Here is a 25,908-nt window from a genome sequence, read left to right as displayed (position 1 = left end):
GAAGATCCTGCCTTTCACGCGAACGACCAGCGTCGTTACATCAATCCCTTGCAGATACCGGCTGGGGTAATTCCGGGAGGCACCAGTCTGGAGCGTATGGGGGTGAAACTCGGCAGCTTCGGTGTCTTGGTGGACACGCGACGAGCCGGCGCACCGGCCGTTCCTTTTGTCGTAGGCGACAATGGACCGAGGATCGGCGAAGGCACCCCGGCTCTAGCACGCCTGGCCGCGGGCTTGACGATCAAGGATCCCATAACTCGCGCAGAACGATTTAGCGGCATCATCGACAGCAAAAGCGCCCTGTGGATTTTCTTCGGGAAAGGACAGATTTCCGGGCCTTTTGATGCACACAAGGTCATCGCCGACGCTGCAAGCGCATACAATCAATGGGGTGGCGACGCGCGGCTACGAGATTGCGTTGCAAACCGTAACATCCCCGCCAATTGATCCGGCATGCGTAATCCCGGCTGCAGACTTGTGCGGCCGGTTGCAGTCCAGTGAATCGAAGTTGAGAGCCGGCACGCCATAGGACCTGACCGGTTCTACCCCTCGACATTCGTCCTCAACGCCGCCAGCACCTGTGCAAACTCCGCCAGCCGCTTGTCGGACAAACCCACCCGCAGCCGCTTGTCGAAGACAAGTGCTGCCTCGCGCAATGTCTCGAACATCGCGTCTCCGGCTTCAGTCAATTCGACCAGGTGAACCCGGCGGTTGACGGGATCGCGGCGGCGCGTCAGCAGGCCCTGCGCCTCCATCGCGTTGAGATGGTGGGTCAACGTTGCGCCCTGGATGCCGATCATGCCAGCGAGCTCGCGCTGATTGGCAAGCCTGCTCGACTTGACCGACAGCAGAGTGAGCCAGACCGGCAACGTGCCGCCAGCCTCGACCAGGGCAGCGTCAAAAGCCTGGGCAACCAGCTTGGCGGTGCGGCCAAGATTCATGCCGACTGGCGGGCGTTCAAAGGGCGTCATCGCTAGACACTAGAACAAGGGAAAGGCCGATGGAACTGGCTCCGGTTTATACATTGACACCTAACCATTAGATATCTAACTATATGGCAATGGCGGACGAAAGAGGAGACCCGGTCATGCAGTATGTCTACATCGTCGTTATCGGCCTTCACGTCATGGCCGGTGTTTTCTGGGCAGGCACCACGATCACCCTGGCGCGCGATCCCGATATCCGGGCCGAACGCTTCATCCAGCCGCAGATGGGCGCGGCCGGCATGGTTTTCCTGACCGGAGCGCTGCTCTGGTATTTCTTCCACGGCGCCTATTTCGGCTCGATGGAAATGGTGCTGGCGCTTGGCATCCTGACCGCTTTCGCCGCCGCCGGCGTTCTCGGCACCATGGTCAGTGCGCCCAGCAGACGGCTCGCCGGCGCGAATGCGGAAACCGAAACGCAACTGCGCGCCAGAATGGCGACGGGCGAACGCATTGCCGCGTGGCTGCTGGTCGTCACGGTGCTGTGCATGGCTATCGCCAGGATGGTCTGAGACGCCGCGCAACCCGACAGAATCGTACGTTGTCTGGCGACGAGCCAATGACGTGCGGGCGCGCGGTCAGGCCGACGTACACGGGCTCTCGTACGCGGGCTCGACCGCGCGCCACCAGCGGTTCGAATTGCAGCGGCAGACTCTCTCAGGTGAGCTTTTTACGAGCCTGCCGAAGCAGCGTGCGCTGCTTCAGATCTTGTTGAATCATCGGATTCATCCGAAAACCGCTGCACACTCTTCGGTCCGATGCTAATGAGCGGCAAATCGAAGGAAATGCTGCCCATGACCGTCACCAAGAACCTCACCCAGCTCGGCGCACACGTCGAGACGCCACAAAGCCCCGATCAGGCGGTCCTCGAGACCGTGCCGTTTACGCGCGGCGACGGCCCGCCGGCCATCGTGCGCTTCACCTGCCCGGAATTCACCTCGCTGTGCCCGGTCACCGGCCAGCCGGATTTCGCCCATATCGTCATCGACTACGCCCCCGACGGGCTGCTGGTGGAATCGAAATCGCTGAAACTGTTCATGACATCGTTTCGCAACCACGGCGCCTTCCATGAGGAATGCACAGTCATGATCGGCCGCCGCATCGTGGCGGCGACCAAACCACTGTGGTTGCGCATCGGCGGCTACTGGTTTCCGCGCGGCGGCATTCCGATCGACGTGTTCTGGCAGACCGGCGCGCCGCCGGAAGGCGCCTGGTTGCCCGACACCGGGGTCGCGCCCTATCGCGGGCGCGGTTAGCCGGTCTGGTGCTCATTCGCACTGATACTGGCTGAGCGCCCATTCGCCGGTCACCGACAACAGGTCCGATATCTTCCAGTCGCCGTCGACCTTCTTGAACTTCCATTCCAGCCGGTGCGGGTTGCCGGCGACGACGAAGGCGACAATGACCTTGGCCTGGTCGCCATTGATCGCTTCAAGCGTCTTCAGGCTCTTGTCGATCGCGGCTTTGTCATAGTCCGCATTGTCCAGCGCCATGTTGGGGTCGAGGCATTCGCCCTGCCCCGATTTGCGCAGCGCATCGCTCTTGTCGAGCACGGTTTTCGCCGGATCGATGAAATGGCTGCGCTGTGCCGGATCGATCTCCAGCCCGCCCTGATCGTAAAACGGCCTGATAACCGCTGTCGGCGAACCCGGCTGGGTCGGCGCGGCGGGCGCGGCTTCGGACGGCGACCATCCGACCGGTGGCGTTGCAGGTTCCACCGCACCGCCGGGCGCATTTGCGGACGGCGCCCCGCTGTCGCCCGGGGCAGTGTCAGCCGGCGCGTTTGCCGGCGGCGCGCCGAGCAGCCCTTGCGCGGCGGCGCCGCTCAGACCCGCCGCCAGCAGGCACACAGCCGACGGTGCCAGGAACGGGTGACGGGCCATCGCGTCACTCCGGCGTCTGGCCGGCCAAGCATTCCAGCGCACTGAGCGTCCAGTTGCTGGTCTTGGAGGCGATGTCCGATATCTTCCACTTGCCGTCGATCTTCTTGAGCGACCAGACCATGTCACGTTTGGAATCATCGCCTTCCGAAAAAAGGCTGAACGACGCGGTAACCTCGGCGTTGTCACCATCCAGCCTCTCGGCCAGTTTCAGCGTTTTCGAGACAGTCTTCTGATCGAAATCCTGTGCATCGAGGCCAGGGTCGAAATCGATGCAGGCGACCTCGTTCGGGTTCCTTTTCGTTGCCTGGTCGTTGAGGTCGAACAATTTCGTCACCGGCTCGGTGAACCGATCCCGATATTGTTCGTCGGCCTCGAACTTGACCGCCGGCACATAGAAGAACTTGACGGCGTCGGATGCCGGTCCGGCGAGCGCGGACGCAGGCAAGGCTATCGAAAGGGCGGCAACAAGCACTGTCCGTCTCATGCAGAATCTCCGGCTTTTGATGGCTTGAGGCTATCAATACCACGGATCCTGCATATCGGCTTTTTTGCGGCTCATGAAGTCCTGCAGCGCCTTGTTTCAGCCGTCCGGCCAGGCGTTCCGGAGATCCCTCTCGAAGGTCTGGTGGACGGCGTCGCCGGTGTTCTTCCGCCAATCCTCCTCGACGGTGATCAGTTCATGCTCGAAGTCGGCCTGTCCGGCCTCGGCCAATCTCCCTCCTTGCGGGGAGATGGCCGGCAGGCCAGAGGGGGCTGTGCCGCCGGCATCGAAAACTTCCGCATCGGCTCCGAATCCGCCTATAGTATCTCCATGCCCATTCGCCAGCTTTCCGAAACGATGATCAACCAGATCGCCGCCGGCGAAGTCATCGAGCGTCCGGCAAGCGTGGTCAAGGAACTGGTCGAGAACGCGCTCGACGCCGGTGCCGGCAAGGTAGAGGTCGTTACAGCCGGTGGCGGGCTGAACCTGATCCGCGTCACCGATGACGGCTCGGGCATCCCCGAACCCGAACTGGCGCTGGCGATTGCGCGTCACTGCACCTCCAAGCTCTCCGAGGACATCCACGACATCCGTTCGCTCGGCTTCCGCGGCGAAGCGCTGCCTTCGATCGGCTCGGTGTCGCGGCTATCGATCCGCTCGCGCACGGCAACAAGTGACAGCGCGGCCGAAATCGGCATCGAGGGCGGCCGCGTCTTGCCCGTCAGGCCGGCGGCGGCCAATCGCGGCACCACGGTCGAGGTGCGCGACCTGTTTTTCGCCACGCCGGCAAGGCTGAAATTCATGAAGGGCGAGCGCGCCGAAAGCTCGGCGACCAGCGACGTGGTCAAGCGCATCGCCATCGCCTTCCCCGCCGTGCGCTTCACGCTGGCTGGTTCCGACCGCTCGACACTGGAACTGCCAGCGACCGACGACAGCGCGGAAGGCAGCCTGCGTCGCATCGCCCAGGTGATGGGCGCCGATTTTCCGGACAATTCCATTGCCATCGACGCGATGCGCGAAGGCGTGCGTCTGACCGGTCACGTGTCGATCCCGTCCTTCACCCGTGCCAACGCGCTGCAGCAATATGCCTATGTCAATGGCCGGCCGGTGCGTGACAAGCTGATCGCCGGCGCCATTCGCGGCGCCTTCGCCGACGTCCTGCCGCGCGACCGCCATGCGGTGACGGTGCTGTTCCTGACACTCGATCCGGGAACCGTCGACGTCAATGTCCATCCGGCCAAGGCCGATGTCCGCTTCCGCGATCCGGGACTGGTGCGCGGGCTGATCGTCGGCGCTGTTCGGCAAGCACTCGCCGGTGCCGGCATCCGCGCCGCCACCACGGGTGCCGCCGGCATGATGGCGGCGTTCCGGCCTGGTGCCGCATCCTACGGCCATGGCGGACCCGCCAATGGCCATCGCAGCTACGAAGCATCCTACCATGCCTCCGGCCCAGCCGGCTTCGAGCGTGGGGCCGATTTGGCGCGCTCGCCGCAGCGGCCGCTCGACATGGGTTTTGAGGGCGGAGGTTTCGATCAACGCGGCTTGCGCGAAAACGACCAGGCGGCGTTCGATGCCGGCCCGCTTGCAAGCGCCGACGCGCGCGCCGGACAGAGCGAGGCGGCCGAGACGCTGCTTGGCGCAGTGCTGGGCGCGGCCCGCGCGCAGGTGCATGAGAACTACATCGTCGCGCAAACCCGGGATTCGCTGATCATTGTCGACCAGCACGCGGCGCATGAGCGGCTGGTCTATGAGGCTCTGAAGAACGCCCTGCATTCCCGCGCCGTGCCGTCACAGATGCTGTTGCTGCCGGAGATCGTCGATCTGCCGGAAGAGGATGCCGAACGGCTGGCGATGCATTCCGAGACGCTGGCCCGCTTCGGGCTTGGCATCGAGCGGTTTGGCCCGGGAGCGGTGGCGGTGCGCGAGACGCCGTCGATGCTGGGCGAGACCAACGTCCAGCAACTGGTGCGCGACCTCGCCGACGAGATCGCCGACAACGACACGGTCGACACGCTGAAGGAGCGGCTGAACAAGATCGCGGCGACCATGGCTTGCCACGGCTCGGTGCGCTCCGGCCGCCTGCTCAAGGCCGAGGAGATGAATGCTCTGCTGCGTCAGATGGAGGCGACGCCCGGCTCCGGCACCTGCAACCATGGGCGGCCGACCTATATCGAGTTGAAGCTCGCGGATATCGAGAGGCTGTTCGGGAGGCGGTGAAGAACTTCGGTTCCAGTAAGGTCGGCGCCAAGCACCCCCACCCGGACCTTCGGTCCGACCTCCCCACAAGGGGGAGGTAGATAGGGCGCCCAGCCTTTTCCGCATATCCATAAGAGCGCTTTTAGGCGAAGGCGGGCGCGGCGCTTCCTCACCCTCCCCCCTTGTGGGGAGGGTCGCTGCGAAGCAGCGGGGTGGGGGTCCGAAAAGGGCCGCTTTTCAGCGGCCCTTTTTCGATTCAAGTAATCCTTATAACTCCCTTTACCTCTTCAAATTCACCACGATGACACCGCCCAGCGCCAGCGCACCACCAAGCATGCCGAGCAGTGTCGGCACTTCGCCCAGCCAGAAGAAGCCGATCAGGGCGGACATAGGCGAAACCAGATAGAGGAAGTTCGACGCCCGTGCGGCCGGCAGGCGCGACAGCGCGGTTGCCCAGGCAGCATAGGCGATCAGGCTGGGCACGATGCCGAGAAAGATCACGGCGCCGAGGCCGGCTGTGTCGGCTACCGCCGCCTGCGCAAGGCCGCTCGGCAGGAAGGGCGACAGGCAGAGCGCGCCGAGCACCATGTTCGAAGCCGAAATGGTCAGCGGGTGGTGGCGGGCAAAGAGCGGCTTCTGGACGATGGTGTTGACAGCCGAACAGAGCGCCGAACCCAGCACCAGCAGCGCCCCGGCATTGAACTGCAGGCCCTGCCCGTCGGCCACGGCTATCACGCCGATGCCGGCGAAGGAAATGGCGGTGCCGACCCATGCCATGCCGGAGAAGCGTTCACCGAGCAGCGCCATCGCCATGATGGCGGTGAAGATCGGGCTGACATTGATGATGAACCCGGCGGCACCCGCCGAGAGGGTCAGTTCGCCGAAATTGAGCATTGCCGTGTACAGCGCCACGAAAATGGCACCGCCAAAGACCAGCCGCCACACTTCGTCCAGCCTCGGCAGTGCCGGACGCTTGACGGCGAGGAAGATCGCCGCCGGCACCGCGGCGATGGCAAAGCGCAACGCACCGAGTTCCAGCGGCCCGAAGGCGGCAAGGCCGGCGCGGATGGCTGGAAAGGCCGAGGCCCAGCCAACCACCGTCAGCGCCACCGCGATGGCTGCCGTGGTGTCCATCCGCTGTGCCGGATTCAACGTGCTGGTCATTGCGCTCATCTCACTGTCCTCGTGTTCTCGTGCCCTGGAATGCAGAAAACGCTTTTTCGGGGCAGTTGACAAACGACCAGATGGAGGATCAGCTGTGACTATGGATCACAGCTCAGACACAATGGTGCCGCTCGAAACGCTGCGCGCCTTCGATGCGGCGGCGCGCACGGGCAGCTTTTCGGCGGCGGCCGAGAAGCTCAACATCACCCACGGCGCCGTCAGCCGGCAGATCGCCAAGCTTGAAGACTGGCTGGGACTGAAAGTGTTCGATCGCGGCGCGCGCGGCGTCACGCTGACGATCGAAGGCAATCGCCTGCATCTGCGCACGTCGGAGGCTTTCGCGCTGATTTCGACCCATTCCGACCGCTGGGTCGAGCCGCGCGGCACCGCCGTGGTGCGGCTGACCTCGATCCCGTCGGTCAGCGGGCTGTGGCTGATGCCGCGCATGGCCGCGCTGGAGAACAATCCTTCCAAGCTGCGCATCGTGCTCGACGTCGATATCCGCCAGGCCGACCTTGCCGACGAGGGCATCGACCTGTCGATCCGCTGCGGCCGCGGCGGCATTCCGGGCCGCGTCTCGGTGCAGCTTTTCGAGGAGCATGTCTTTCCCGTCGCGTCGCCCGAGCTTGCCCGCGAGATCGGTCGCGGCGACCCTGCCCGGCTGCTCAAATTTCCGCTGGTCAACGATTCCGATGCTTCAGCCTGGCGCGCCTGGTTTGCCGCGCAAGGCATGGATTACCGCCCACGCCCGCAGGACCGCCGCTTCGAGGACTACAATCTGGTGCTCGACGCCGCCGCCTATGGGCTCGGCATCGCGCTGGCGCGCCCACCCTTGACCGGGCATCAATTGAAGGCGGGCCGCATCATCGCCGTCGACGAGCGCACCGCGCTCAATCCAGTGTCCTACTGGCTCGACCGGCCGATGGGACGGCCACGTGCCGCAGCGGCCGAACTGGCGCGCCGCATCGCAGTGCAGGCAGGGCTCGCAGCGGAAAAGGTGGAAGCTTTTATCGAAGCTGACGGCTAGAGCGGCTCATCGCTTCACGGAAACGCCGAACCGCTCCAGGTCTTTTGTTTTGACGCAATTCCCCAGGGAAAGCGCTACGCGCTTTTCCCGGCAAAACCGTTTCACGCTGTTCCTGGAATTGCTCTAACGGAGCACCAAAAGAACGAACCCGACGACCGCCGCGGCCGACAGCCCGGCCGCCAGTGACATCAGACCGACGCTCGTCTGCCTGTGTTCGAGCCGTGCCGAATCACCCGGCCGGGAGGCAATCCGCCCTCGCGCAGTCGCCGCACTGGCGATGCGAGCGCGGCGCGGCGGCGAAACAACGGGCGAGAGAAGCGCCAGCCACGGCAAGCTTGCCGGCCTTGCGGCGGCCCCCTCATCGACCCTCGTCAGAGGCAGCGCCAAGCCGCGTTGCGCAGTGTCGCCGTCCGCCGGTCTCCTCGTTGCGGTCGCCGCCGGTGCGGCATCGCCGGCTGTTTCGCCGTCCGGTTCCGCCAAAGCCAGATAGGCCTTCATCATTTCGGTCGGGGCCGTCTGCTGCGCTTTCGCAGCCGTCGCCTGAAACAGCATCGGCAAAGTGGGGGTCTCAATCCGCACAAGCGGGCCGGACGGTGCCGGCGGCGCCACCAGCGCCTTCACCAGTGCGGTTTTGACCGGATCGGCCTTTGCCGACGGCACGGCCTGCGGCGTCATTGCTTGCCTGAGCAAGGCGGCAAGACGAGCGGAGGAAATGTCCATGGTGTCCCGACAACAGCATTTTTCCACCCAACAATGACCGATCAGCATTGTCTCAGGCTTGTCACATGCTTGACCTTGCCGCCAATTTATGGCGATGAAATCCTCATGAACCTTGGCGCCGTTGCATGATGAACCGTTTCGAAGGCCCTGGCGGCAAGGAAGCCCGCATCCGCTATCTCGATGGCGACTTCCAGGTTACCAGCCCGGGCGCTTTCGTGCGCTGCGCGGTGACCGGCGAAAGCATCCCGCTCGATGAGCTGAAATACTGGAGCGTTGCCAGGCAAGAGCCGTACGTCAACGCCGCCGCGGCGCTGCGCCGCGAGATCGAGGTGCATCCGGAGTTGCGCAGCCGGCGCTGATGTTTGCGCAGGTCGTTGTCGCAAAACGGCAACGCACTTCAGGACGTCTGGCGGCGGATCAGCCCTTCAGCTTGCGCTGGCGCCAGGCATCCAGCGTCTCGTCGATGATGCGTTCGGGCACACGATCGAGCTCGAAAACCGTGTCGATTTCCAAGACCTCGAGCCGATCGAGAAAATCCTGTGGTGCGCCGTGCCGCAGCCGGGCGGCGTCCTTGGCGGTGGTGATGAGGACAAGCCCTTCAGCGCGAGCGGTCGCCGCCAGTTCGGCAAGTTCGTCCTCGCCATAGAAATGGTGGTCCGGAAACGGCCGTGTCAACACCAGTTCGCCGCCGGCCTCGCGCACCGTGTCGAAGAATTTTTCGGGATGGCCGATGCCGGCGAAGGCGAGGAACCGCTTGCCGGCAAGCCCCTGCCTGCTGCTTGGCTCGGTATGGGCCTCGAAGATCGGCCGGGCGGCGCGCGCGGCCTGGCGGACCACGGCATCGGCGGCGGTGCCTTCGCCCATCTTCAACAGCCCGCTGGTGAAGACCAACTGGTCGACGATCTTGGCCCGCAGCGGACCGCCCGGAATGACGCGGCCATTGCCGATGCCGTAGCGCGCATCGACGACGACCAGCGCATAGTCGATGTGGATGCGCGCGCTTTGAAACCCATCGTCCATGATCAGGAAATCACAGCCGTGTTTTTCCAGCAGCAGCCGGGCGCCGGCGGCGCGGTTCGGCGTCACCGCCACCGGCGCGTGTTCGGCCAGAAGCAGCGGCTCGTCGCCGACATGCCTGGCGCTGTCGTGGTGCTCATCGACGACATGCGGCTCGGCGAACGAACCGCCATGGCCGCGCGACAGGAAACCGGGTTTGAGCTGCATGCGCTTGGCCTGTTCGGCAAGCGCGATCGCCACCGGCGTCTTGCCGGTGCCGCCAACGGTGAAATTGCCGATGCACAGAACCGGCGCCTCGATCTTCTCGCGCCGGGCGCGCCGCATGCCGCGGCCGGCGGCGAGCGCATAGATGGCCGACAGCGGCGACAGCGCCAGGACCCGCCAGTCCGGCTCTTCCCACCAGAACGGTGGTGCTTCGGACGCCACGCTAGCGCCCGTTCGCGCCCTTCAGGCGCGACTTGACGACCAGCGGCTGGATGTAGGGTTCAAGCGATTTCAGCGTACGCGCCAGCGCGCCGCGCATTTCGTCGACGGTCGCTACCCCCGCCGCCATCATCTCGTGACGCGCCACTTCGTTGGTCAGCAGGAAATTGACGGCGCCGGCCAGCATGTCGCGATCGCGCACCAGCTTGGCGCCGCCGCTGTCGAGCAGGCGCTGGTAGGCCTCACGAAAATTCTGCACATTGCGCCCGGCGAGAACCGCGGTGTCGAGCATCGCCGGCTCGAGCGGGTTCTGGCCACCCTCCGAGGTCAGCGAGCGGCCGACGAAGGCGATTTCGGTCAACCGGAGATAGAGCCCCATCTCGCCGATCGTATCGCCGAGCAGGATGTCGGTGTCGGCGGCGATCCTGTCGCCCTTGCTGCGCCGCGCGACCTTCAGGCCCATGCCGGAAATCTGTGCCGCGAGCGCCTCGGCGCGATCGGGATGGCGCGGAACGACGATCGTCAGAAGACCATGGTGGCGTTTGTGCAGCGTGGCATGGACCTCGGCGGCGACCACCTCCTCGCCATCATGGGTCGAGATCGCCGCCCAGGTCGGGCGGGCGCCGATCTGCCGCCGCAACGTCGCCAACACCCGTTCGTCGACAGGCGGCGGCAAGGTATCGACCTTGAGGTTGCCCGACACCGTCACCGGGCGGGCGCCGAGCGCCAGGAAGCGCTCGCCGTCGACATCCGACTGGGCAACGACATGGGCGAGATTCTCGAACAGCGCCTCGGCGATGTTGGCGCGTTTCTTCCACGAGGTGAACGAGCGGTCGGACAGCCTGCCGTTGACCAGCACCTGCGGCACGCGGCGCGCGCCAAGCTCGAGGATGGTCATCGGCCAGATCTCGGATTCGGCGATGATCGCCAGATCCGGCTGCCAGTGATCGAGGAACCGGCTGACCGCCGGCTTGAGGTCGAGTGGCACATACTGGTGGATGATCCGATCGCCGAGCCGCTCGTCGACGACCTGCGCCGAGGTCACCGTGCCGGTCGTCAGCACGATGTTGACGCCGTAGTCGAGAATGCTTTCGACCAGCGGTACGACGGCCAAGGTCTCACCGACACTCGCCGCATGGATCCAGATCATAGGCCCCTCGGGGCGCGGACGGCCGGCGACGCCGTAGCGCTCGCGGCGGCGGCTGCGGTCTTCCTTGCCGCGCGAAGTGCGCCAGGCGACATAGGGCCCGACCAGAGGATAGGCCGCGGCACCGGCGAAACGGTATGCCGACAGCATGGTTCGCGCCCAGCGACCGCTCATCGCGGGCCATCCACGAGACGGTAGGCCTCGGCGGTCGCGGCATTGAGCGCGACGGTGATTTCCTGGCGCTTGCGCTCCATTTCGGCTTCATCGGCGCCGGCCGCCACGAAGATCGGCGTGCCGATGACGATCGACGAGCGGCCGAACGGCAGGTTGATGGTGGTCTTGTCCCAGCTCTTCTCCAGCACCTTGCGCCGGCTGGTGGTGATGGCGACAGGCAGCAGCGGCCGGCCCGAGAGCCGCGCCAGGAGAACGATACCAAGCCCCGCGTCACGCGGCGTACCGTGCGGAATGTCTGCGATCATGGCGACGTTCTTGCCGTCGGCGAGCGACTTTTTCAGGGCGATAAGCGCTCTTGCCCCACCCTTGTCGAGATGCCTGGCATTTTCACGCCCGCCCGAACCGCGCACCGCCTCGATGCCGAATTTCTGCAGCATCAGCGCGTTGAGCTCGGCATCGGCGCTGCGCGAGACCATGGCGACCAGCGGCTTGCGCTTGGGGTAGTAGGCTGGCGTCAGCAGATGCTGGCCGTGCCACAAAGCAATGATGCCGGGCTCGAGTTCGGCATAGGCGCTGCTCGAAAACCGCGCCGATCCCTCGACAACGCGATTGGTCAGGCGCACGAGCCGCACGAACTGGGCGAACAGGCTGGCAATGGCGTTCTTGACCAATCGCGACTGCGCCAGCGGTTCACGAATCTTGCGCCAGAAGGCTTTGGTCGTGCGGCTGCGCCCCCTGCCCCTGGGCGCGGCCTCGGTGGCTGGCTCTTTCGCCAGATCATGCTCCATCGAAGTCAACCGGCAGCCTTGTTGTCGGGGTCGAGCAGCCGGTGCAGATGAACGACGAAATAACGCATATGGGCATTGTCCACGCTGGCTTGCGCCTTGGCTTTCCACGCCGTGTGCGCGGATTGATAGTCCGGATAGATGCCGACAATGTCGAGCCCATCGAGATCGCGGAATTCGGTGCCGCCAAGCTTCTTCAGTTCTCCGCCGAATACCAGATGTAAAAGCTGTTTCTTTCCGTCTTCCGCGGCCATGTCGGTCCTTCACATATCGTGAGTTTGTGACAGGTCTAGACCAAAGCCGCCGACTTTGGAACCTTCGAAAACGCTTTCACGCATCCAGCCCGGCGATGACGCCGGCGAGCACGGCCAGCAGTTCACCGCTGCCGGCGGCGAGCGCGCCGTGGCGGGTCACCTCGCCGGCATAGAGCGGCGCGCGGCCTTGCTGGTCGAGCAACTGGCCGCCAGCCTCGCGCAGGATAAGATCTGCGGCGGCAATATCCCAGTCATGCGCGTTCGGCTTGACGAAAGTGGCATCCAGCGCGCCATTGGCGATCATGGCTAGCCGATAGGCGAGCGAAGGGCTGTAGGGCGCCCGCTTCAACCGCGCCTGCCAGTCGGCAGGCATCAGGTCGGTCAACTGCTTCAGCCCGGAAATCTCAGCCGTATCCGCCAGCTTGCGCACCGCGATGCGCTTGCCGTTGCGGAAGGCGCCCTGCCCCGGCAGTGCCCAATAGGTCTCGTTCATCGCCGGACATTCCAGCACGCCGGCAAGCGTGCGGCCATGCTCTACCACGGCAACGCTGACGCACCAGGTGCGCTGGCCTTCCAGGAAACCGCGCGTGCCGTCGATCGGGTCGACGACGAAGGTGCGGCGCGCCGAAAGCCGCACCGGATCGTCGGCCGTTTCTTCCGACAGCCAGCCATAGTCCGGCCGAGCCGCAAGCAACGTCTCGCGCAGGTAAGCGTCGGCGGCATGGTCGGCTTCGCTGACCGGCGACGTGCCGCCCTTCATCCAGACTTGCGGGTTGTTGCCGAAGTAGCGCATGGCGATGACGCCGGCCTCGCGGGCGGCATCGCGCAGCAGCGGCAGATCCTCAATAGCACTGGAAGGGGCAGAGATCAGGTCAAGCTCCGGCAAGGGTCATGCCTTCGATCAGCAGCGTAGGCGCAGCGGTGCCGAAATTGCGGTCGAGGTCATCAGCCGGCACCATGTTGAGGAACATGGTCTTCAGGTTCGAGGCGATGGTGACCTCCGCGACGGGATAGGCAAGCGCCCCATTCTCGATCCAGAAGCCGGAGGCGCCACGGCTGTATTCGCCGGTAACCATGTCGACGCCCTGGCCGAACACTTCGGTGACGTAGAAGCCGGTCTTGAGCGATTTGATCAGCTCTTCCGGCGACCGGTCGCCTGGCTCGATGGCGAGATTGGTCGAGGACGGCGAGACGGAGGAGCCGCCGCGCGCGCCGCGCCCATTGGTGACGAGACCAAGCTCGCGCGCGGCCGATGTCGACAGGAACCAGTGGTTGAGCACGCCTTTTTCGACCATCAACAGCTTCTCGCCCTCGATGCCTTCGCCGTCGAACGGGCGCGAGGCCTGGCCACGCTGCCTGAGCGGCTCGTCGGTGACGGTGATCGCGGATGCGGCCACCTGCTTGCCCATCATGTCGCGCAGGAACGACGTCTTGCGCGCGACCGAGGCACCATTGATGGCGCCGGCAAGATGGCCGGCGATGCCGCGCGCGACGCGCGGGTCGAACACAACGTCGATCGGCCCCGTCGCCGCCTTGCGGGCGCCGATGCGGCGCACGGCGCGTTCGCCGGCCTTGCGGCCGATGTCCTCGGGCGCATCGAGATCGGCAAAATGCTGGCGCGAGGAGAATTCATAGTCGCGCTCCATGCCGGTGCCCTCGCCGGCAATGACGCTGGCCGAGCGCGAGAAACGCGAGCCGACATAGTGGCCGAGGAAGCCGTGCGAGGTGGCCAGCACCAGGCCCCCCAGGCCGGCACCGGCGCTGGCGCCGGCCGAATTGGTCACGCCCTTGACCGCAAGTGCCGCCGCTTCCGCCGCAAGCGCTGCTTCCTTCAACTGGTCGGCCGATACCTCGGTGGCGTCGAACAGGTCGAGATCGCGCGTCTGCTTGGCGAGCAATGCCGGGTCGGCGAGGCCTTGGTAGGGATCCTGCGGCGATACTTTCGCCATGCCCACGGCACGCTCGGCCAGGGTTTTCGGATCGGATGCGGCGGTTGCCGAAACGCTCGCCACCCGCCCATCGACGAAGACGCGCAGCGAGACGTCCTCGCTTTCCGACGATTCGGTGCCCTCGACCTTGCCGAGCCGCACCGACACACCGGTCGAGCGGCTGCGCACGGCCACCGCGTCGGCGGCATCGGCGCCCGCCTTTTTGGCAGCCTCGACCAAAGCCGCGACGCGGTCAGTCAATTTTGCTGCATCTGATATATCGGTCATGCGCGTGATCCTGCTGATGCGGCCGGCTTCCGGTCGCTGCCACCCATCTATTGTTCCGGTCCGGCTTGTGCAATGGCACGGACTTCAATCAAAATGCCTCGGTTCTCGGTTCGCACCGCGAACCTGAGGTATCGCAACCGCGAACCTGAGGCATGGCAACCCGCCCGCAGCCCGCTCGGAGCATTTTCGATGACGCCTTTCCATCTCGCCTTCCCGGTCCGTGATCTCGATGAAACACGCGTTTTCTATGGCGAAGCGCTGGGCTGCGCGATCGGCCGTTCGTCAACGACCTGGGTCGATTTCGACCTGTTCGGCCACCAGATGTCGGCGCATCTGCGGCCGCAGGCCGCACAGGCTCCTAGCGACGGCAAGGTCGACGGCATCACCGTGCCGATCCCGCATTTCGGCGCCGTGCTTTTGATGGACGACTGGCAGCGGCTGGCGGCGCGGCTGGAGGCGCGCGACGACATCGACTGGCTGGAACGCCAATGGTCCGCTTCAAGGAGGAACCCGGCGAACAGGCAACGCTGTTCATCCGCGACCCCTCGGGCAATGCGCTGGAATTCAAGGGCTTTCGCTCACTGGAACAGGTTTTCGCCCACTAGCAGGAGTCCGCGGCCTGATCCGGTCGATCAGCGACCGAAACGATCCGCCGCAAAGGGCGCAAGGTGCGCCGGGTCGCCGCGTCCGCCGATCAACTCAACGACCAGGCGAGCCGTGATCGGGGCGAGCGTCAGGCCGAGATGGCCATGGCCGAAAGCATGGATCACGCGCGGGCTGTTGCGCGAAGGGCCGATGACCGGCCGGGAATCCGGCAGCGACGGGCGAAAGCCCAGCCATTCCGATGAAGGTGAGCCGAGCTTGGGAAAGAATTGCCTGACGCCGCGATCGAGCAGCGCCAGCCGGCGCGGATTTGGCGGCGCGGCAAGCCCGCCGAGTTCTACGGTTCCGGCGATCCGCAGCCGGCCGGCCATCGGCGTCATGTAGAAACTGAGATCGACAGGACAGACAGGCCGGTTCAACAACGGCGCTTCGGTCCGGAATTCCAAGTGATAGCCGCGCTCGGTCTCGAGCGGGACATCGTTGCCCGCCAGGGCGGCCAGGGTGTGCGACCGTGCCCCGGCGGCGATCACCACCGTACCCGCCTTGATGCTGAAGCCGGGACCGCTGAGCCGGACCGCTCCGGTCTCTACCTGCAATCCGGTAATTGTCGCTTGCGTCACCGATGCACCGCGAGCGGTCGCCGCACCGAGCAGACGCTGCATCACCGCCTTCGGATCGGTGACGTTCGTCGAATCCGGGAAGAACAAGCCACGCGTCCCGGTTGCCGGCAGGCCGGGCTCAAGTGCCGCCACCTCATCTGGCGTCAGAATCTCCTGGTGGACACCAAATCCGGCGCGCATCGCCCGGCCCCCGGCCCCAGCGGCAAAATCGCTTTCGCGGCGATAAAGGTAAAGGCAGCCATTGCGGCGCAGGAGGTCCTCCAGACCGGCTTCCGTCACCATTTCCTCCCAGGCCGGCAAGGCGTCGGCCAGCAGTCCGGCGAGCGCCAGCGCATTGGCGCGGGTGGCCGCCGGCAGCGATTGTCTGACAAAGCTGACGAGCCATGGCGCCAGTTGCAACAGCGCCGGCCAGCGCAGCGAGAACGGGCTATCTGGATCGAGCAGCAGTTTCGGCAGCGCGCGCAGCACGGCCGGATTGCCAACCGGCATGCAGGCGTATTCGGCGATCGTGCCGGCATTGCCGAACGAGGCGCCGGAGCCCGGCTCGTTGGGATCGATGAGCAGGACTTCGCGCCCCTCGGCGGCAAGACGTAACGCCGTCGCCAGCCCGACGACACCAGCGCCGACGATGGCGATTTCGACCGTCTCAGAAGAAGCTGACAATCTCGGGTTCCTAAACAAAGCCCGGCAGTTGCAAATGGCCGGCCGCGAGCAGATCGGCCATCGTGGTCAACGCGGTGCGCAGATCGTCCAGAGAGCGGGCGGCGCCGACATTGATGCGCACCCCATGCTGCACCGGTTCGCGGCCGACCGCAAAGGCATCGCCGGGAAGGACGGCCACGCCGCGCTCCAGGCAGGTGCGGGCGAAGCCGGAGCCGCGCCAGGGCTCAGGAAGGCGTAGCCAGGCATGGGTCGAGGTGGCATGGCTCTGGACATCGTAGCGGTCGAGGATTTCGCTCAGCACCGCCTGGCGCTGGCGCAGCTCCTGCTTCTGGGCCTCGATGATGCGGGCGGCCGTGCCTTCTTCGATCAGCCGCGTGCCGATCAGCGCCGTCAACGGACTGATGCTCCAGCAGTTGATGCGCAAGGCCGCCGCGACCTGGCCGGCTATGGTGCGCGGCGCGATGACGAAGCCAAGCCGCAGACCTGGCGCCAGGCATTTCGACAAGGCGCCGATATGGACGGTCAGTTCGGGCTCGATGCTGGCCAGCGATGGGAGCGGATTGTCCGCCAGCGGGCGATAGACGTCATCCTCGATGATGAGGACGTTGTGGCGCCGGGCGACCGCCACCAGTTCGTGCCGGCGCTGTTCGCTGAGCGTGATCGTGGTCGGATTGTGCAGCGTCGGCACCAGGAACACAGCACGCGGGCGCAGTTGCGCGCAGGCCGCCTCGAATGCGTCGGGCCGCATGCCGCCGCGATCCATGCCGACGCCCCTGAGATCCAGTCCGTGCACGCGGCACAGCGCATTGATGCCCTGATAGGTGACCTCGTCGGCGAGTACGACCTCGCCCTGCCTGGTCACCGCGCCGAGCACGCAGTCCAGCCCATGCTGGGCGCCCGCCGCCAGTACAACGCGCCCGGGATCGCCGTCGCCGGCCACCGGCCGCATCCATTCGGCAATCGCCGCCCTCGCCCATAGCGGCCCTTCGGGCGGATGGTAGTCCTGCAGGGTCGGGTAATAGCGATCCTTCGACAGGCGCGGCATCAGCAGCGCCAGCGCGTCGAGATAGGCGGATGTGGCCGGCCGGTTGACGGAAAGGTCGATGACGCCGGTGTCGTCGCTCGGCGCCGAGACGAAGCCCGGCCTCTCGCCGGCGTCGCGGGCGGCGACCGTAGTGCCGCGACCGGGCCGCGCTTCGAGCAGGCCGCGCTGCTGCAGCGTCGACAGAGCGCGCGTCACCGTGGTGACGTTGATGCCAAGCGCCCGTGCGATCTCGCGCTGCGGCGGCAGCCGGTCGCCGACGGCGAGTGTGCCGGCAGCGATGCGTTCGGCAATCGCATCGGCAAGGCGGCGATAGACCGGACCTTCATCCGAGGCGAGCTGGAGGTCTTGGAGCATGCAGCTTTCGGTGGGTTGATACGATCTGGCTACCGGCGCATCTAGCATAAGACAATGCTCCGGACAATAGCGCTTGTATGACTTCAATTTCAAATCACGAGCGCCTAAAACTCACACAATCACATAAAATGCCGCTTGACGGGCAAACTTGTCTGCATCTATGGTCCGTCAGACATAGATTGTGTGAGCATACAAGTTTGGATAGCCGCCGTTGCGCGGCCAGCGTCATGCGAGACCCGACATGCACGACGAGCAACAGCTCCTCTCGACACGCGCACCTTCCAGCCGCGCAATGGATTCGCGCTGGTGATTGGCAAAGCGTCATCCGCATCGGTCGAAAGCGCCGGTCAGACAGCAACCGCCGATGCCGGCCGCCAGGGATTCGTCGAGTTCGTCGACGTCGAGAAATCCTATGATGGCCGCGCCTTCGCGGTGACGCGGTTGAACCTCGGTGTCGCACGCGGCGAGTTCATCACCCTTCTCGGCCCCTCCGGCTCCGGCAAGACGACGACGCTCAACATGCTTGCCGGTTTCGAGCGGCCGACCAACGGCGTCATCACGCTGGAAGGCCGCTCGGTCGATCGATTGCCGCCCTATGAGCGCAACATCGGCATGGTGTTCCAGAATTACGCGCTGTTTCCGCATATGAGCGTCGAGGAAAACGTCGCTTTCCCGCTCTCGGTGCGCAAGATCGACAAGGCCGACATCGCCTCCCGCGTGGCACGCGCGCTAGACATGGTGCGGCTCAAGCAGTTCGGCGACCGGCGACCGGCGCAGCTTTCCGGCGGCCAGCAGCAGCGCGTGGCGCTGGCGCGCGCGCTGGTGTTCGAGCCGAGCCTGGTGCTGATGGACGAGCCGCTCGGCGCGCTCGACAAGAAGCTGCGCGAACACATGCAGCTCGAGATCAAGCAGCTGCACACGATGCTCGGCGTCACCATCGTCTATGTCACGCACGACCAGAGCGAGGCGCTGACGATGTCGGATCGCGTCGCCGTCTTCAACAATGGCGGCATCGCCCAGCTCGGCTCACCCGACGATCTCTACAACACCCCGCAGAGCTCGTTCGTGGCGAGCTTCATCGGCGAGAACAACACGCTGGCTGGCAAGGTCGAGCGGGTGATCGGCAAGGAATGCCGCATCGCGCTGGATGGCGGCGGCGCAATCACCGCGCAAGCCATCGGCGTCGCGGATGGCGCGGCCTGCCATGTCGCCATCCGCCCCGAGCGGCTCAGCCTCGCAGCCGGCGGACACGCAGAAAACAGGCTGGCGGCGACGGTCGATGGCCGCATCTATCTCGGCGACCACCAAAGGCTGCTGGCCAGGCTCGAAAATGGACAAGTGCTGACCGTCAAGGTCGGCCCGGAAGCGACCATGGCGAATGGGGAGCCTGTGATGGTTTCCTGCGCGCTCGGTGATTGCCGCGCCTTTCCTGCCGATGCCGGAACGGGCGGATCGAAGTCAAAAACAATAGGGGAGTAAGACCTAATGAAAACCACAAGGACCCGGCTGCTCGCGCTCGCGGCGGCCACCGCCTGGATGGCGATAGGACATGCCGCCGTCGCCGACGAGCTGTCGATCATGGCCAGCGGCGGCGCCTGGCAGGACGCGCAACGCAAGGCGTGGTTCGAGCCGTTCAGCAAGGAAACCGGCACCAAGATCGTGGAGCAGGAATATCTCGGCGATCTCGGCAAGGTCAAAGCGATGGTCGACACCGGCAACGTGCCGATCGACCTGGTGACGGTGGAGACCGCGACCGTGCTGCAGGGCTGCGACGCAGGCATTCTCGAGCGGCTCGACTATTCCAAGATCGCGCCGCGCGAAAAGTTCATCGAAGGCTCGGCGCTCGACTGCGGCGTCGGCCTCGACGCCTATGGCGATATCCTGGCGTACGATCCCAGCGTGCTGAAGGAGGCGCCGACCTCTGTGCTTGACCTGTTCGACACGAAGAAGTTTCCGGGCAAGCGCGCCATGCGCAAATTCCCGGCGCAGAATCTCGAATGGGCGCTGATGGCCGATGGCGTCGCACCGGCCGATGTCTACAAGGTGCTGGGCACGCCCGAAGGCGTCGACCGCGCCTTCAAGAAACTCGACACCATCAAGAAGGACATCGTGTGGTGGGATGCCGGCGCGCAGCCGGCACAGCTTCTCGCCTCGCAGGAAGTGGTGATGACGACGGCATGGAACGGCCGCATCCAGAACGCCATCGACACCGACAAGAAGCCGTTCAAGATCGTCTGGAACAACCAGATCCTCGAATACGACATGATCGCAATTCCCAAGGGCGCCAAGAGCCCGGATCTGGCCTACAAATACCTGGCCTATATCAGCCAGCCGGAAAACAACGCCAAGCTCGCCAACTACATCACCTATGGGCCGGTGCGCACCGATGCGGCGTCGTTCGTAGCGGCTGATGCCTTGCCGAAATTGCCGAACGCGCCCGACCATCTGGCCGGCGCCTACCTCGTCGCCGACACCGAGTTCTGGGGCGACTATGGCGAGGACCTGGTCAAGCGCTTCAACGCCTGGCTCGCGCAGTAGCGATGTCGGTGCTCCAGCCCAGCGAACTCGACCGGTCTCCGCTGGCCCGTGGCCGGTCAGCCGCCGACGCCGACTTCAAGTCGGCGTCGGCGGCGCTTCGCCGGGCCGATTTCGGCGACCGGCTTCGCTCGCTGGCGCTGGCCGCGCCGCTGCTGGTGCTTCTGGCGCTGAGCTTCGGCATTCCGATCGTTCTGCTTCTGTCGCGTGCCGTCTATGATCCGACGATTGCCAATGCCTTGCCACAAACGACCCAAGCGCTCAGCGGCTGGAACGGCCAGGGTCTGCCCGACGATGCGGCCTTCGCAGCGCTGGCGGCGGACCTCAGGGGCAGCCAGGCCAAGGGCACGGCCTATGAACTTGCCAAGAGCCTGAACGCCCGCCTGCCCGGCGCACGCAGCCAGGTCCTCAAAACGGTTCGTCAATTGGAAGGCGCCGGCAACAAGCCGCCGCTCGACGTGATGAAATCCGTGCCGTTCTGGTCGCAGCCCGGCACCTGGCCCGCGATTGCCAACGGCACCCACAGCATCACCTCGTTCTATCTCATGAGCGCGCTTGACCTGCGCTGGAACGATGATGGCGGCATCGAGCGCGTGCCGCCCGAACAGGCGATCTTCCTGCAGGTGTTCATGCGGACATTCTTCGTCGCCGCCGCGGTGACGCTGGCGACACTGATCCTGGGCTTTCCGCTGGCCTATCTCATCGCCAGCGTGCCGAAGGGCCTCGCCGCCATCCTCATCGTCGCGGTGCTGCTGCCATTCTGGACATCTATCCTGGTGCGCACCGCCGCCTGGACGGTGCTTTTGCAGAAATTCGGCCTGGTCAACGACCTTTTGTTATCGCTCGGCGTCGCCGAGGTCCGGCTCGACCTGATGTATAGCCGCATCGGCCTGATCATCGCCATGACCCACATCCAGCTGCCGTTCACGCTGCTGCCGATCTACAGCGTCATGCGCACCATCCAGCCGTCGCAGATGAAGGCTGCCTATTCGCTCGGCGCAAAACCCTTCACCGCGTTCATCCGCGTCTACCTTCCGCAGGTTTTCCCCGGCGTCATGGCCGGCTGCCTGCTGACCTTCATCCTGTGCCTCGGCTACTACATCACCCCGGCGCTGATCGGCGGCGCCAGCGACCAGCTGATCAGCAACTTCATCGCCAACTACGTCAATGTCGAGCTGAACTGGGAGATGGCGGCGGCACTCAGCTTCATCCTGCTGGTGTTCACGCTGGCGCTGTTCGGCATCTTCGCCCGCATCCTCGGCCTCGATCGCCTCAAGCTGGTGTAGCCATGCTCCTGTCTCCCTACCCAACGCTTGGAGAACGCATCCGCATCGGGCTGCTATGGCTCTGGTGCGGCCTGGTCATCCTGTTCCTGATCGTGCCGATCCTCATTCCCGTGCCGTTGTCGTTCAACAGCGGCACCTTCTTCATCTTTCCGCTGGAGGGGATTTCGACGCGCTGGTACGAGGTCGTGCTCGGCACGCAGCGCTGGCAGGCGGCAATCGGCAACAGCCTGATCGTCGCCTTCGGCACGACGCTGATCGCAACGGCGCTGGGCACGCTCACCGCGATCGCGCTGTCCGACGCCAAATTCCCCGGCCGCCGCATCGTCATGCCGCTCTTGTTGTCGCCGCTGATCGTGCCGGTGGTGATCACCGCCGTCGGCTCGTATCTGTTCTACGCCCGCGTCGGGCTGGCCAGCACCTATGCCGGCATCATCCTGGCGCACACCGCACTTGCCAGCCCCTTCGTCGTCGTCACCGTGGGCGCGAGCCTGACCGGCTTCGACCGCAATCTGATGCGCGCCGCCGCCATCTCCGGGGCGAAACCGGTGACCTCGTTCTTCCGGGTGATGCTGCCGCTGATCCTGCCCGGCGTGCTTTCGGGTGCTGCGTTTGCCTTCGTCACCTCGTTCGACGAGGTGGTGGTGGTGCAGTTCCTGGCCAGCGCCAACCAGCGCACCATGCCGCTCGAAATGTTCATCGGACTGCGCGAAAAACTGTCCCCGGCGATCACCGCAGCGGCGACCTTGATGATGGGGCTTTCCATCGTGCTTTTGGTCGTCGCCAACCTTCTGGCGCGGCGCAGCCAGCGAAGGCCAGTTGCGAACGCTTAGTCCTGGTCCGAGACCGCCCCCTCAGGCTACAGGCGTCCAGACGACATCCTCGATTTTCCGCGCGCCGGTCGCCAGCATCACCAGCCGGTCGAAGCCGAGCGCGATGCCGCTGGCCTGCGGCATGATGGCAAGGGCGGCCAGAAAATCCTCGTCGAGCGGATAGCGCTCGCCATAGATACGCTGTTTCTCGTCCATCTCGATGATGAAGCGCCGGCGCTGCTCGCCGGCATCGGTCAATTCGCCAAAGCCGTTGGCGAGCTCGACGCCGCAGCAATAGAGCTCGAAGCGCTCGGCGACGCGTGGATCGCGCGGGCGCGGCCGCGCCAGTGCCGCCTCGGCCAGCGGATATTCGCACAGGATGGTCGCCCGCCCCTGCCCGAGCAACGGCTCGACCTTTTCCACCATCACCCGGCTGAACAGATCGGCCCAGCTGTCGTCGGGCGCGGTGCGCAGGCCGGCGCGGACCAGGGCGGCGTACAGCGCGTCACGATCGGTGGCGCCATCGGCGGCGACCGTGGCCAGCAGGTCGATGCCGGAATAGTGGGTGAAGGCATCGGCCACCGTCAGCCGCTCCGGCACGGCAAACGGATCGCAGTCGCGGCCCCTGAAGGAAAAGCGCGTCGCCCCTGCCCTTGTCGCGGCCAGCGCCAGAAAGGCCGCGCAATCCTGCATCAGGCTCTCATAGGCCTCGCCCACCCGGTACCATTCGAGCATGGTGAATTCGGGATGGTGCAAGGGACCGCGCTCGCGGTTGCGGTAAACCGGACCGAAGCTGAAAATGCGCTGCTCGCCGGCGGCGAGCAGTTTCTTGCAGGCGAATTCCGGCGAGGTGTGGAGATAGAGCGGCGAGCGCGCGCCGTCCGGCCCGATCGCTTCGGTGGCAAAGGCCGCCAGATGCGCCTCGTTGCCGGGCGAGACCTGCAGGGCCGCCGTTTCCACCTCGACGAAATCATGGGCAGCGAACCAGTCGCGCAGGCCGGCGGCGATGGCGTTGCGCAGCATCAGCCGCGGGCGGCGGTCGGCGTGGACATGCGGCGTCCACCAGGGCGAGGCAACGGGCGACGTATCGGTCATCGGGCTCAGATCATATGGAATGGGGCTGGCGGTTGCGGCCAAGATGCGCTAGTCCGCAGCGGACGGCTGCTGAAGCCAATTTGTACCAATCAACCAGTTCAGGATAGTAAGCCGTGGTGAAAGTCATCGCCAGTTCGCTCCGCAAAGGCAATGTCGTCGACAAGGACGGCAAGCTTTATGTGATCCTCTTTGCCGAAAACATCCACCCAGGCAAGGGCACGCCAGTGACGCAGCTCGACATGCGCCGCATCGGCGACGGGGTGAAGGTTTCGGAGCGCTACCGCACCACCGAGCAGGTGGAGCGCGCCTATGTCGAGGAGCGCGAGCACACGTTCCTCTACGCCGATGGCGAAGGCTACCATTTCATGAACCCGGAAACCTACGACCAGGTGGCGGTGACGGAAGCCGTGGTCGGTGACGCCGCTCCCTATCTGCAGGAAGGCATGCCGGTGCAGGTCTCGCAGTTCAACGGCATCGCCATTTCACTGGTGCTGCCGCAGCGCGCCACCTTCGAAGTGGTGGAAACCGAGCCGACGACCAAGGGCCAGACGGCGTCGTCCTCCTACAAGCCGGCCGTGCTCTCCAACGGCGTGCGCACGACGGTGCCGCCGCACATCGCCCCAGGCACTCGCGTGGTGGTGATGACGGCGGACGGGGCTTATGTGGAGCGGGCGAAGGACTGAGACGGGCGGCAGCCTTCGCTGCCACTTGTGTCAGGTACCGGTGCGCTGGCGAAGCACAGATTCCACGTCATTGCTTGAAGCAGTTCTCACGATGCCATTGCAAGAAACGAGGATGCGGGCGTTCAAACTGCCGGCCCGCCGGGAGCGCGCGGCGAGACCTGTTTACGAATGCCTGCACGCTATCCGGGTCGTTGACCTGCCGCGAGATCAGGATTTCCAGATCATCGGATAGACTGATCAACCCGCGATCGAACATCCAATGCGCGGTACCGGAGAGTGCGATCCCATTGTTGACGACATCGGGTCCGTTCGCTTCGACCGGTCGAATATGAGCCGCTGAAACCTCTGCTCGGCCGCCACCATTTATCAACTTTAACCCCGTGATCGCGCACCGCTCGTCATAGGCGCGCAAGACGATTCGACGGAAAATGCGGTCCCGCACAATTCGCGATCCGATGTAGCTTACCCGATCACGACTCTGCTCGAATTCAAATGGCGCTTGCTCATCCTGAAAACCGCCAGATGTGCCGACCTCATCAACGCGCGGCAGCAACAGCTCATTCGTGTCCAGGCCCAGATCGATGATGCGGTTGAAGTCACTTGAGCTAAATGGGCGGACCGCAGATTGGGCGCGACCGGAAATCCGTCCCTCATCGTTGAGCAAGCCTCGCTCGACGAGACCATCCGCTCCGCTAAATGGAACAGGGTTGACGAAATCGAGGTAGGTTCCGGGCTCAATCAGAGCGAGGTACATGTCGGGCGTCACAGGATCGGGAATGACCTGCTGGACTTTCGCTACGGCGTAATACCCCTGGTATCGTTTACTTTGCTGGGCTCGTAATAAATGATCCAGTTGTCGACACATGCCTCGACGCGGCGCAGATATGGGCGAGGAAACTGGTACTGCTCCGCGGGGCGGTCATTGTATCGCGAATCCGAGCGGTGAATGAAGACCCCGAATCCCATGATCTTCCTGCAATGCGTTCTTGGGAATAGTTGTTTCAGATGTAACACCAAAATCCGATCCTGGGGATTTAGTCCAGGCCGGTTGCGCTTTTTCCATGGTATCGGTCTTTCGTAAGCTCGCGCCAAAGCCCACACTCTAACGAAGCGCCCCGATTTTTCTCACGAGGCGTGTCGCAAACTCCCCGCCCGGTTCGTCCTCTGACGAAGAAGGAGAACGCCATGCGAAAACTGATCGTCACCGAATTCATCAGCGTCGATGGCATTGCCGAGGTCGAGAAGCTGCCCAGCGTGACCTGGAACGACGAGATGAACAAATTCAAGGAGGACGAGCTTGCCGACAGCGGCGCCATGCTTTTGGGGCGTACGACCTATGAGATATTTGCCGGCTCATGGCCCAAGGAAACCGGAGATTTCGCCGACCGGTTCAACGCGCTGCCGAAATATGTCGCCTCGACAAGTCTCAAGGCGCTCGACTGGAAGCCGGCCGAATTGCTGAAGGGCCCCCTGCCGGAAGCGGTCGGGGCGCTGAAGCAAGGTAGCGGCGGCAACATCTATGTGCATGGCAGCCTCAGCGTCGCGCAGGAATTGCTGCGCCACGGCCTGGTCGACCGCCTGAGGCTGCTCAGCTATCCCGGCACCGTGGGCCAGGGCAAACCGCTGTTCCCGCCCGGCGAGCCAGTGCCGCTCGAGCTGGTCTCGGCCACGCCATTCAGCAACGGCGTGGTGGCGCTGGAGTACGCGCCGGTGACGGCGAAGTCGTAGTTGGCTTCCATGCGCGG

27 protein-coding genes and 2 pseudogenes are annotated in these 25,908 nt (G+C 64.7%); 13 read left to right on the top strand and 16 right to left on the bottom strand.

Annotation, left to right across the window (positions count from 1 at the left end):
* The coding region (locus ACFSQT_RS00655) for a hypothetical protein (RefSeq protein WP_379016534.1) at positions 1-447 on the top strand (447 nt) is incomplete at its 5' end.
* 95 nt (positions 448-542) lie between these two features.
* Here the strand turns inward: ACFSQT_RS00655 and ACFSQT_RS00650 are convergent.
* The gene (locus tag ACFSQT_RS00650; RefSeq protein ID WP_379016532.1) at positions 543-971 is read right to left on the bottom strand and encodes a MarR family winged helix-turn-helix transcriptional regulator; all 429 of its coding nucleotides are present in this window, start codon (positions 969-971) and stop codon (positions 543-545) included.
* 116 nt (positions 972-1,087) lie between these two features.
* Between ACFSQT_RS00650 and ACFSQT_RS00645 the strand changes: the two genes are divergently transcribed.
* Positions 1,088-1,495 (top strand): hypothetical protein, encoded by a 408-nt coding sequence (locus ACFSQT_RS00645; protein WP_379016531.1) that lies wholly within the window; start codon positions 1,088-1,090, stop codon positions 1,493-1,495.
* 282 nt (positions 1,496-1,777) lie between these two features.
* Positions 1,778-2,239 carry a preQ(1) synthase gene (gene queF / locus ACFSQT_RS00640; RefSeq protein ID WP_184870997.1) on the top strand — a complete coding sequence of 154 codons (462 nt, stop codon included), beginning with the start codon at positions 1,778-1,780 and terminating at the stop codon, positions 2,237-2,239.
* A gap of 12 nt (positions 2,240-2,251) precedes the next feature.
* On the opposite strand, the gene ACFSQT_RS00635 is transcribed toward queF, so the two are convergent.
* From ACFSQT_RS00635 to ACFSQT_RS00625, 3 genes are all read right to left on the bottom strand, one after another.
* On the bottom strand, positions 2,252-2,866 hold the full coding sequence (locus tag ACFSQT_RS00635) for a hypothetical protein (protein WP_379016529.1): 615 nt from the start codon (positions 2,864-2,866) through the stop codon (positions 2,252-2,254).
* Positions 2,867-2,870: 4 nt separating this feature from the next.
* Positions 2,871-3,350, bottom strand: coding sequence for a DUF3828 domain-containing protein (locus ACFSQT_RS00630; protein ID WP_379016528.1), 480 nt, complete (start codon positions 3,348-3,350; stop codon positions 2,871-2,873).
* 96 nt (positions 3,351-3,446) lie between these two features.
* Positions 3,447-3,578 carry a hypothetical protein gene (locus ACFSQT_RS00625; protein ID WP_379016540.1) on the bottom strand — a complete coding sequence of 44 codons (132 nt, stop codon included), beginning with the start codon at positions 3,576-3,578 and terminating at the stop codon, positions 3,447-3,449.
* A gap of 99 nt (positions 3,579-3,677) precedes the next feature.
* Here ACFSQT_RS00625 and mutL point away from each other — a divergent pair, with 99 nt between their 5' ends.
* On the top strand, positions 3,678-5,564 hold the full coding sequence (gene mutL, locus ACFSQT_RS00620) for a DNA mismatch repair endonuclease MutL (protein ID WP_379016527.1): 1,887 nt from the start codon (positions 3,678-3,680) through the stop codon (positions 5,562-5,564).
* Positions 5,565-5,822: 258 nt separating this feature from the next.
* Here the strand turns inward: mutL and ACFSQT_RS00615 are convergent, their stop codons facing one another.
* The gene (locus tag ACFSQT_RS00615) at positions 5,823-6,716 is read right to left on the bottom strand and encodes a DMT family transporter (protein ID WP_379016526.1); all 894 of its coding nucleotides are present in this window, start codon (positions 6,714-6,716) and stop codon (positions 5,823-5,825) included.
* 91 nt (positions 6,717-6,807) lie between these two features.
* On the opposite strand from ACFSQT_RS00615, the gene ACFSQT_RS00610 reads away from it, so the two are divergent.
* A complete protein-coding gene (locus ACFSQT_RS00610; RefSeq protein ID WP_379016525.1) occupies positions 6,808-7,734 on the top strand; it encodes a LysR family transcriptional regulator in 927 nt (308 codons plus the stop codon).
* Positions 7,735-7,857: 123 nt separating this feature from the next.
* On the opposite strand, the gene ACFSQT_RS00605 is transcribed toward ACFSQT_RS00610, so the two are convergent.
* The gene (locus ACFSQT_RS00605) at positions 7,858-8,454 is read right to left on the bottom strand and encodes a hypothetical protein (RefSeq protein ID WP_379016524.1); all 597 of its coding nucleotides are present in this window, start codon (positions 8,452-8,454) and stop codon (positions 7,858-7,860) included.
* 125 nt (positions 8,455-8,579) lie between these two features.
* On the opposite strand from ACFSQT_RS00605, the gene ACFSQT_RS00600 reads away from it, so the two are divergent.
* Positions 8,580-8,813, top strand: coding sequence for a DUF2093 domain-containing protein (locus tag ACFSQT_RS00600; RefSeq protein WP_379016523.1), 234 nt, complete (start codon positions 8,580-8,582; stop codon positions 8,811-8,813).
* Positions 8,814-8,871: 58 nt separating this feature from the next.
* On the opposite strand, the gene lpxK is transcribed toward ACFSQT_RS00600, so the two are convergent.
* From lpxK to ACFSQT_RS00570, 6 genes are all read right to left on the bottom strand, one after another.
* Entirely contained in the window at positions 8,872-9,897 is a 1,026-nt protein-coding gene (lpxK, locus tag ACFSQT_RS00595; RefSeq protein WP_379016521.1) for a tetraacyldisaccharide 4'-kinase, read from the bottom strand.
* Between the two features lies 1 nt (position 9,898).
* Positions 9,899-11,215 carry a lipid IV(A) 3-deoxy-D-manno-octulosonic acid transferase gene (gene waaA, locus ACFSQT_RS00590; protein ID WP_379016520.1) on the bottom strand — a complete coding sequence of 439 codons (1,317 nt, stop codon included), beginning with the start codon at positions 11,213-11,215 and terminating at the stop codon, positions 9,899-9,901.
* On the bottom strand, positions 11,212-12,003 hold the full coding sequence (locus tag ACFSQT_RS00585; protein WP_379016519.1) for a lysophospholipid acyltransferase family protein: 792 nt from the start codon (positions 12,001-12,003) through the stop codon (positions 11,212-11,214). The genes waaA and ACFSQT_RS00585 overlap by 4 nt, the downstream gene beginning before the upstream one ends.
* Positions 12,004-12,008: 5 nt before the next feature.
* Complete coding sequence (locus ACFSQT_RS00580; RefSeq protein ID WP_013532345.1) at positions 12,009-12,254, bottom strand: DUF4170 domain-containing protein; 246 nt, start codon at positions 12,252-12,254, stop codon at positions 12,009-12,011.
* Positions 12,255-12,330: 76 nt separating this feature from the next.
* Positions 12,331-13,140, bottom strand: coding sequence for a 3'(2'),5'-bisphosphate nucleotidase CysQ (locus tag ACFSQT_RS00575; protein ID WP_379016517.1), 810 nt, complete (start codon positions 13,138-13,140; stop codon positions 12,331-12,333).
* Positions 13,127-14,470 carry a TldD/PmbA family protein gene (locus ACFSQT_RS00570; RefSeq protein WP_379016515.1) on the bottom strand — a complete coding sequence of 448 codons (1,344 nt, stop codon included), beginning with the start codon at positions 14,468-14,470 and terminating at the stop codon, positions 13,127-13,129. Before ACFSQT_RS00570 ends, ACFSQT_RS00575 begins: the two co-directional genes overlap by 14 nt.
* A 189-nt stretch (positions 14,471-14,659) precedes the next feature.
* Between ACFSQT_RS00570 and ACFSQT_RS00565 the strand changes: the two are divergent.
* Positions 14,660-15,075, top strand: a pseudogene (locus ACFSQT_RS00565) (VOC family protein).
* 27 nt (positions 15,076-15,102) lie between these two features.
* Here ACFSQT_RS00565 and ACFSQT_RS00560 read toward each other — a convergent pair.
* Entirely contained in the window at positions 15,103-16,356 is a 1,254-nt protein-coding gene (locus ACFSQT_RS00560; protein ID WP_379016514.1) for an NAD(P)/FAD-dependent oxidoreductase, read from the bottom strand.
* Between the two features lie 10 nt (positions 16,357-16,366).
* A complete protein-coding gene (locus ACFSQT_RS00555) occupies positions 16,367-17,755 on the bottom strand; it encodes an aminotransferase-like domain-containing protein (RefSeq protein WP_379016513.1) in 1,389 nt (462 codons plus the stop codon).
* 306 nt (positions 17,756-18,061) lie between these two features.
* On the opposite strand from ACFSQT_RS00555, the gene ACFSQT_RS00550 reads away from it, so the two are divergent.
* Genes ACFSQT_RS00550 through ACFSQT_RS00535 form a run of 4 tightly spaced genes read left to right on the top strand, consistent with a single transcriptional unit; the run spans position 18,062 to position 22,406 of the window.
* Positions 18,062-19,234 carry an ABC transporter ATP-binding protein gene (locus ACFSQT_RS00550; protein WP_379016512.1) on the top strand — a complete coding sequence of 391 codons (1,173 nt, stop codon included), beginning with the start codon at positions 18,062-18,064 and terminating at the stop codon, positions 19,232-19,234.
* Between the two features lie 6 nt (positions 19,235-19,240).
* Positions 19,241-20,293, top strand: coding sequence for an ABC transporter substrate-binding protein (locus tag ACFSQT_RS00545; RefSeq protein ID WP_379016510.1), 1,053 nt, complete (start codon positions 19,241-19,243; stop codon positions 20,291-20,293).
* 2 nt (positions 20,294-20,295) lie between these two features.
* Positions 20,296-21,576, top strand: a complete 1,281-nt coding sequence (locus tag ACFSQT_RS00540; protein WP_379016508.1) for an ABC transporter permease — start codon at positions 20,296-20,298, stop codon at positions 21,574-21,576.
* Positions 21,577-21,578: 2 nt separating this feature from the next.
* Positions 21,579-22,406 (top strand): ABC transporter permease, encoded by an 828-nt coding sequence (locus ACFSQT_RS00535; RefSeq protein WP_379016507.1) that lies wholly within the window; start codon positions 21,579-21,581, stop codon positions 22,404-22,406.
* Positions 22,407-22,427: 21 nt separating this feature from the next.
* On the opposite strand, the gene epmA is transcribed toward ACFSQT_RS00535, so the two are convergent.
* Entirely contained in the window at positions 22,428-23,480 is a 1,053-nt protein-coding gene (gene epmA, locus ACFSQT_RS00530; protein WP_379016506.1) for an EF-P lysine aminoacylase EpmA, read from the bottom strand.
* A gap of 113 nt (positions 23,481-23,593) precedes the next feature.
* On the opposite strand from epmA, the gene efp reads away from it, so the two are divergent.
* A complete protein-coding gene (efp, locus tag ACFSQT_RS00525; protein WP_379016505.1) occupies positions 23,594-24,163 on the top strand; it encodes an elongation factor P in 570 nt (189 codons plus the stop codon).
* 67 nt (positions 24,164-24,230) lie between these two features.
* Here the strand turns inward: efp and ACFSQT_RS00520 are convergent.
* A pseudogene (locus tag ACFSQT_RS00520) lies at positions 24,231-25,129 on the bottom strand (HNH endonuclease).
* A gap of 219 nt (positions 25,130-25,348) precedes the next feature.
* On the opposite strand from ACFSQT_RS00520, the gene ACFSQT_RS00515 reads away from it, so the two are divergent.
* The gene (locus ACFSQT_RS00515; RefSeq protein WP_379016503.1) at positions 25,349-25,891 is read left to right on the top strand and encodes a dihydrofolate reductase family protein; all 543 of its coding nucleotides are present in this window, start codon (positions 25,349-25,351) and stop codon (positions 25,889-25,891) included.
* The last annotated feature ends 17 nt before the right edge of the window (positions 25,892-25,908 follow it).

Source organism: Mesorhizobium calcicola (genome assembly GCF_042682105.1).
GTDB lineage: Bacteria > Pseudomonadota > Alphaproteobacteria > Rhizobiales > Rhizobiaceae > Mesorhizobium > Mesorhizobium calcicola.
The sequence above is the reverse complement of the archived record's forward strand: the minus strand, read 5'-3'. Positions and strand labels throughout refer to the sequence as shown.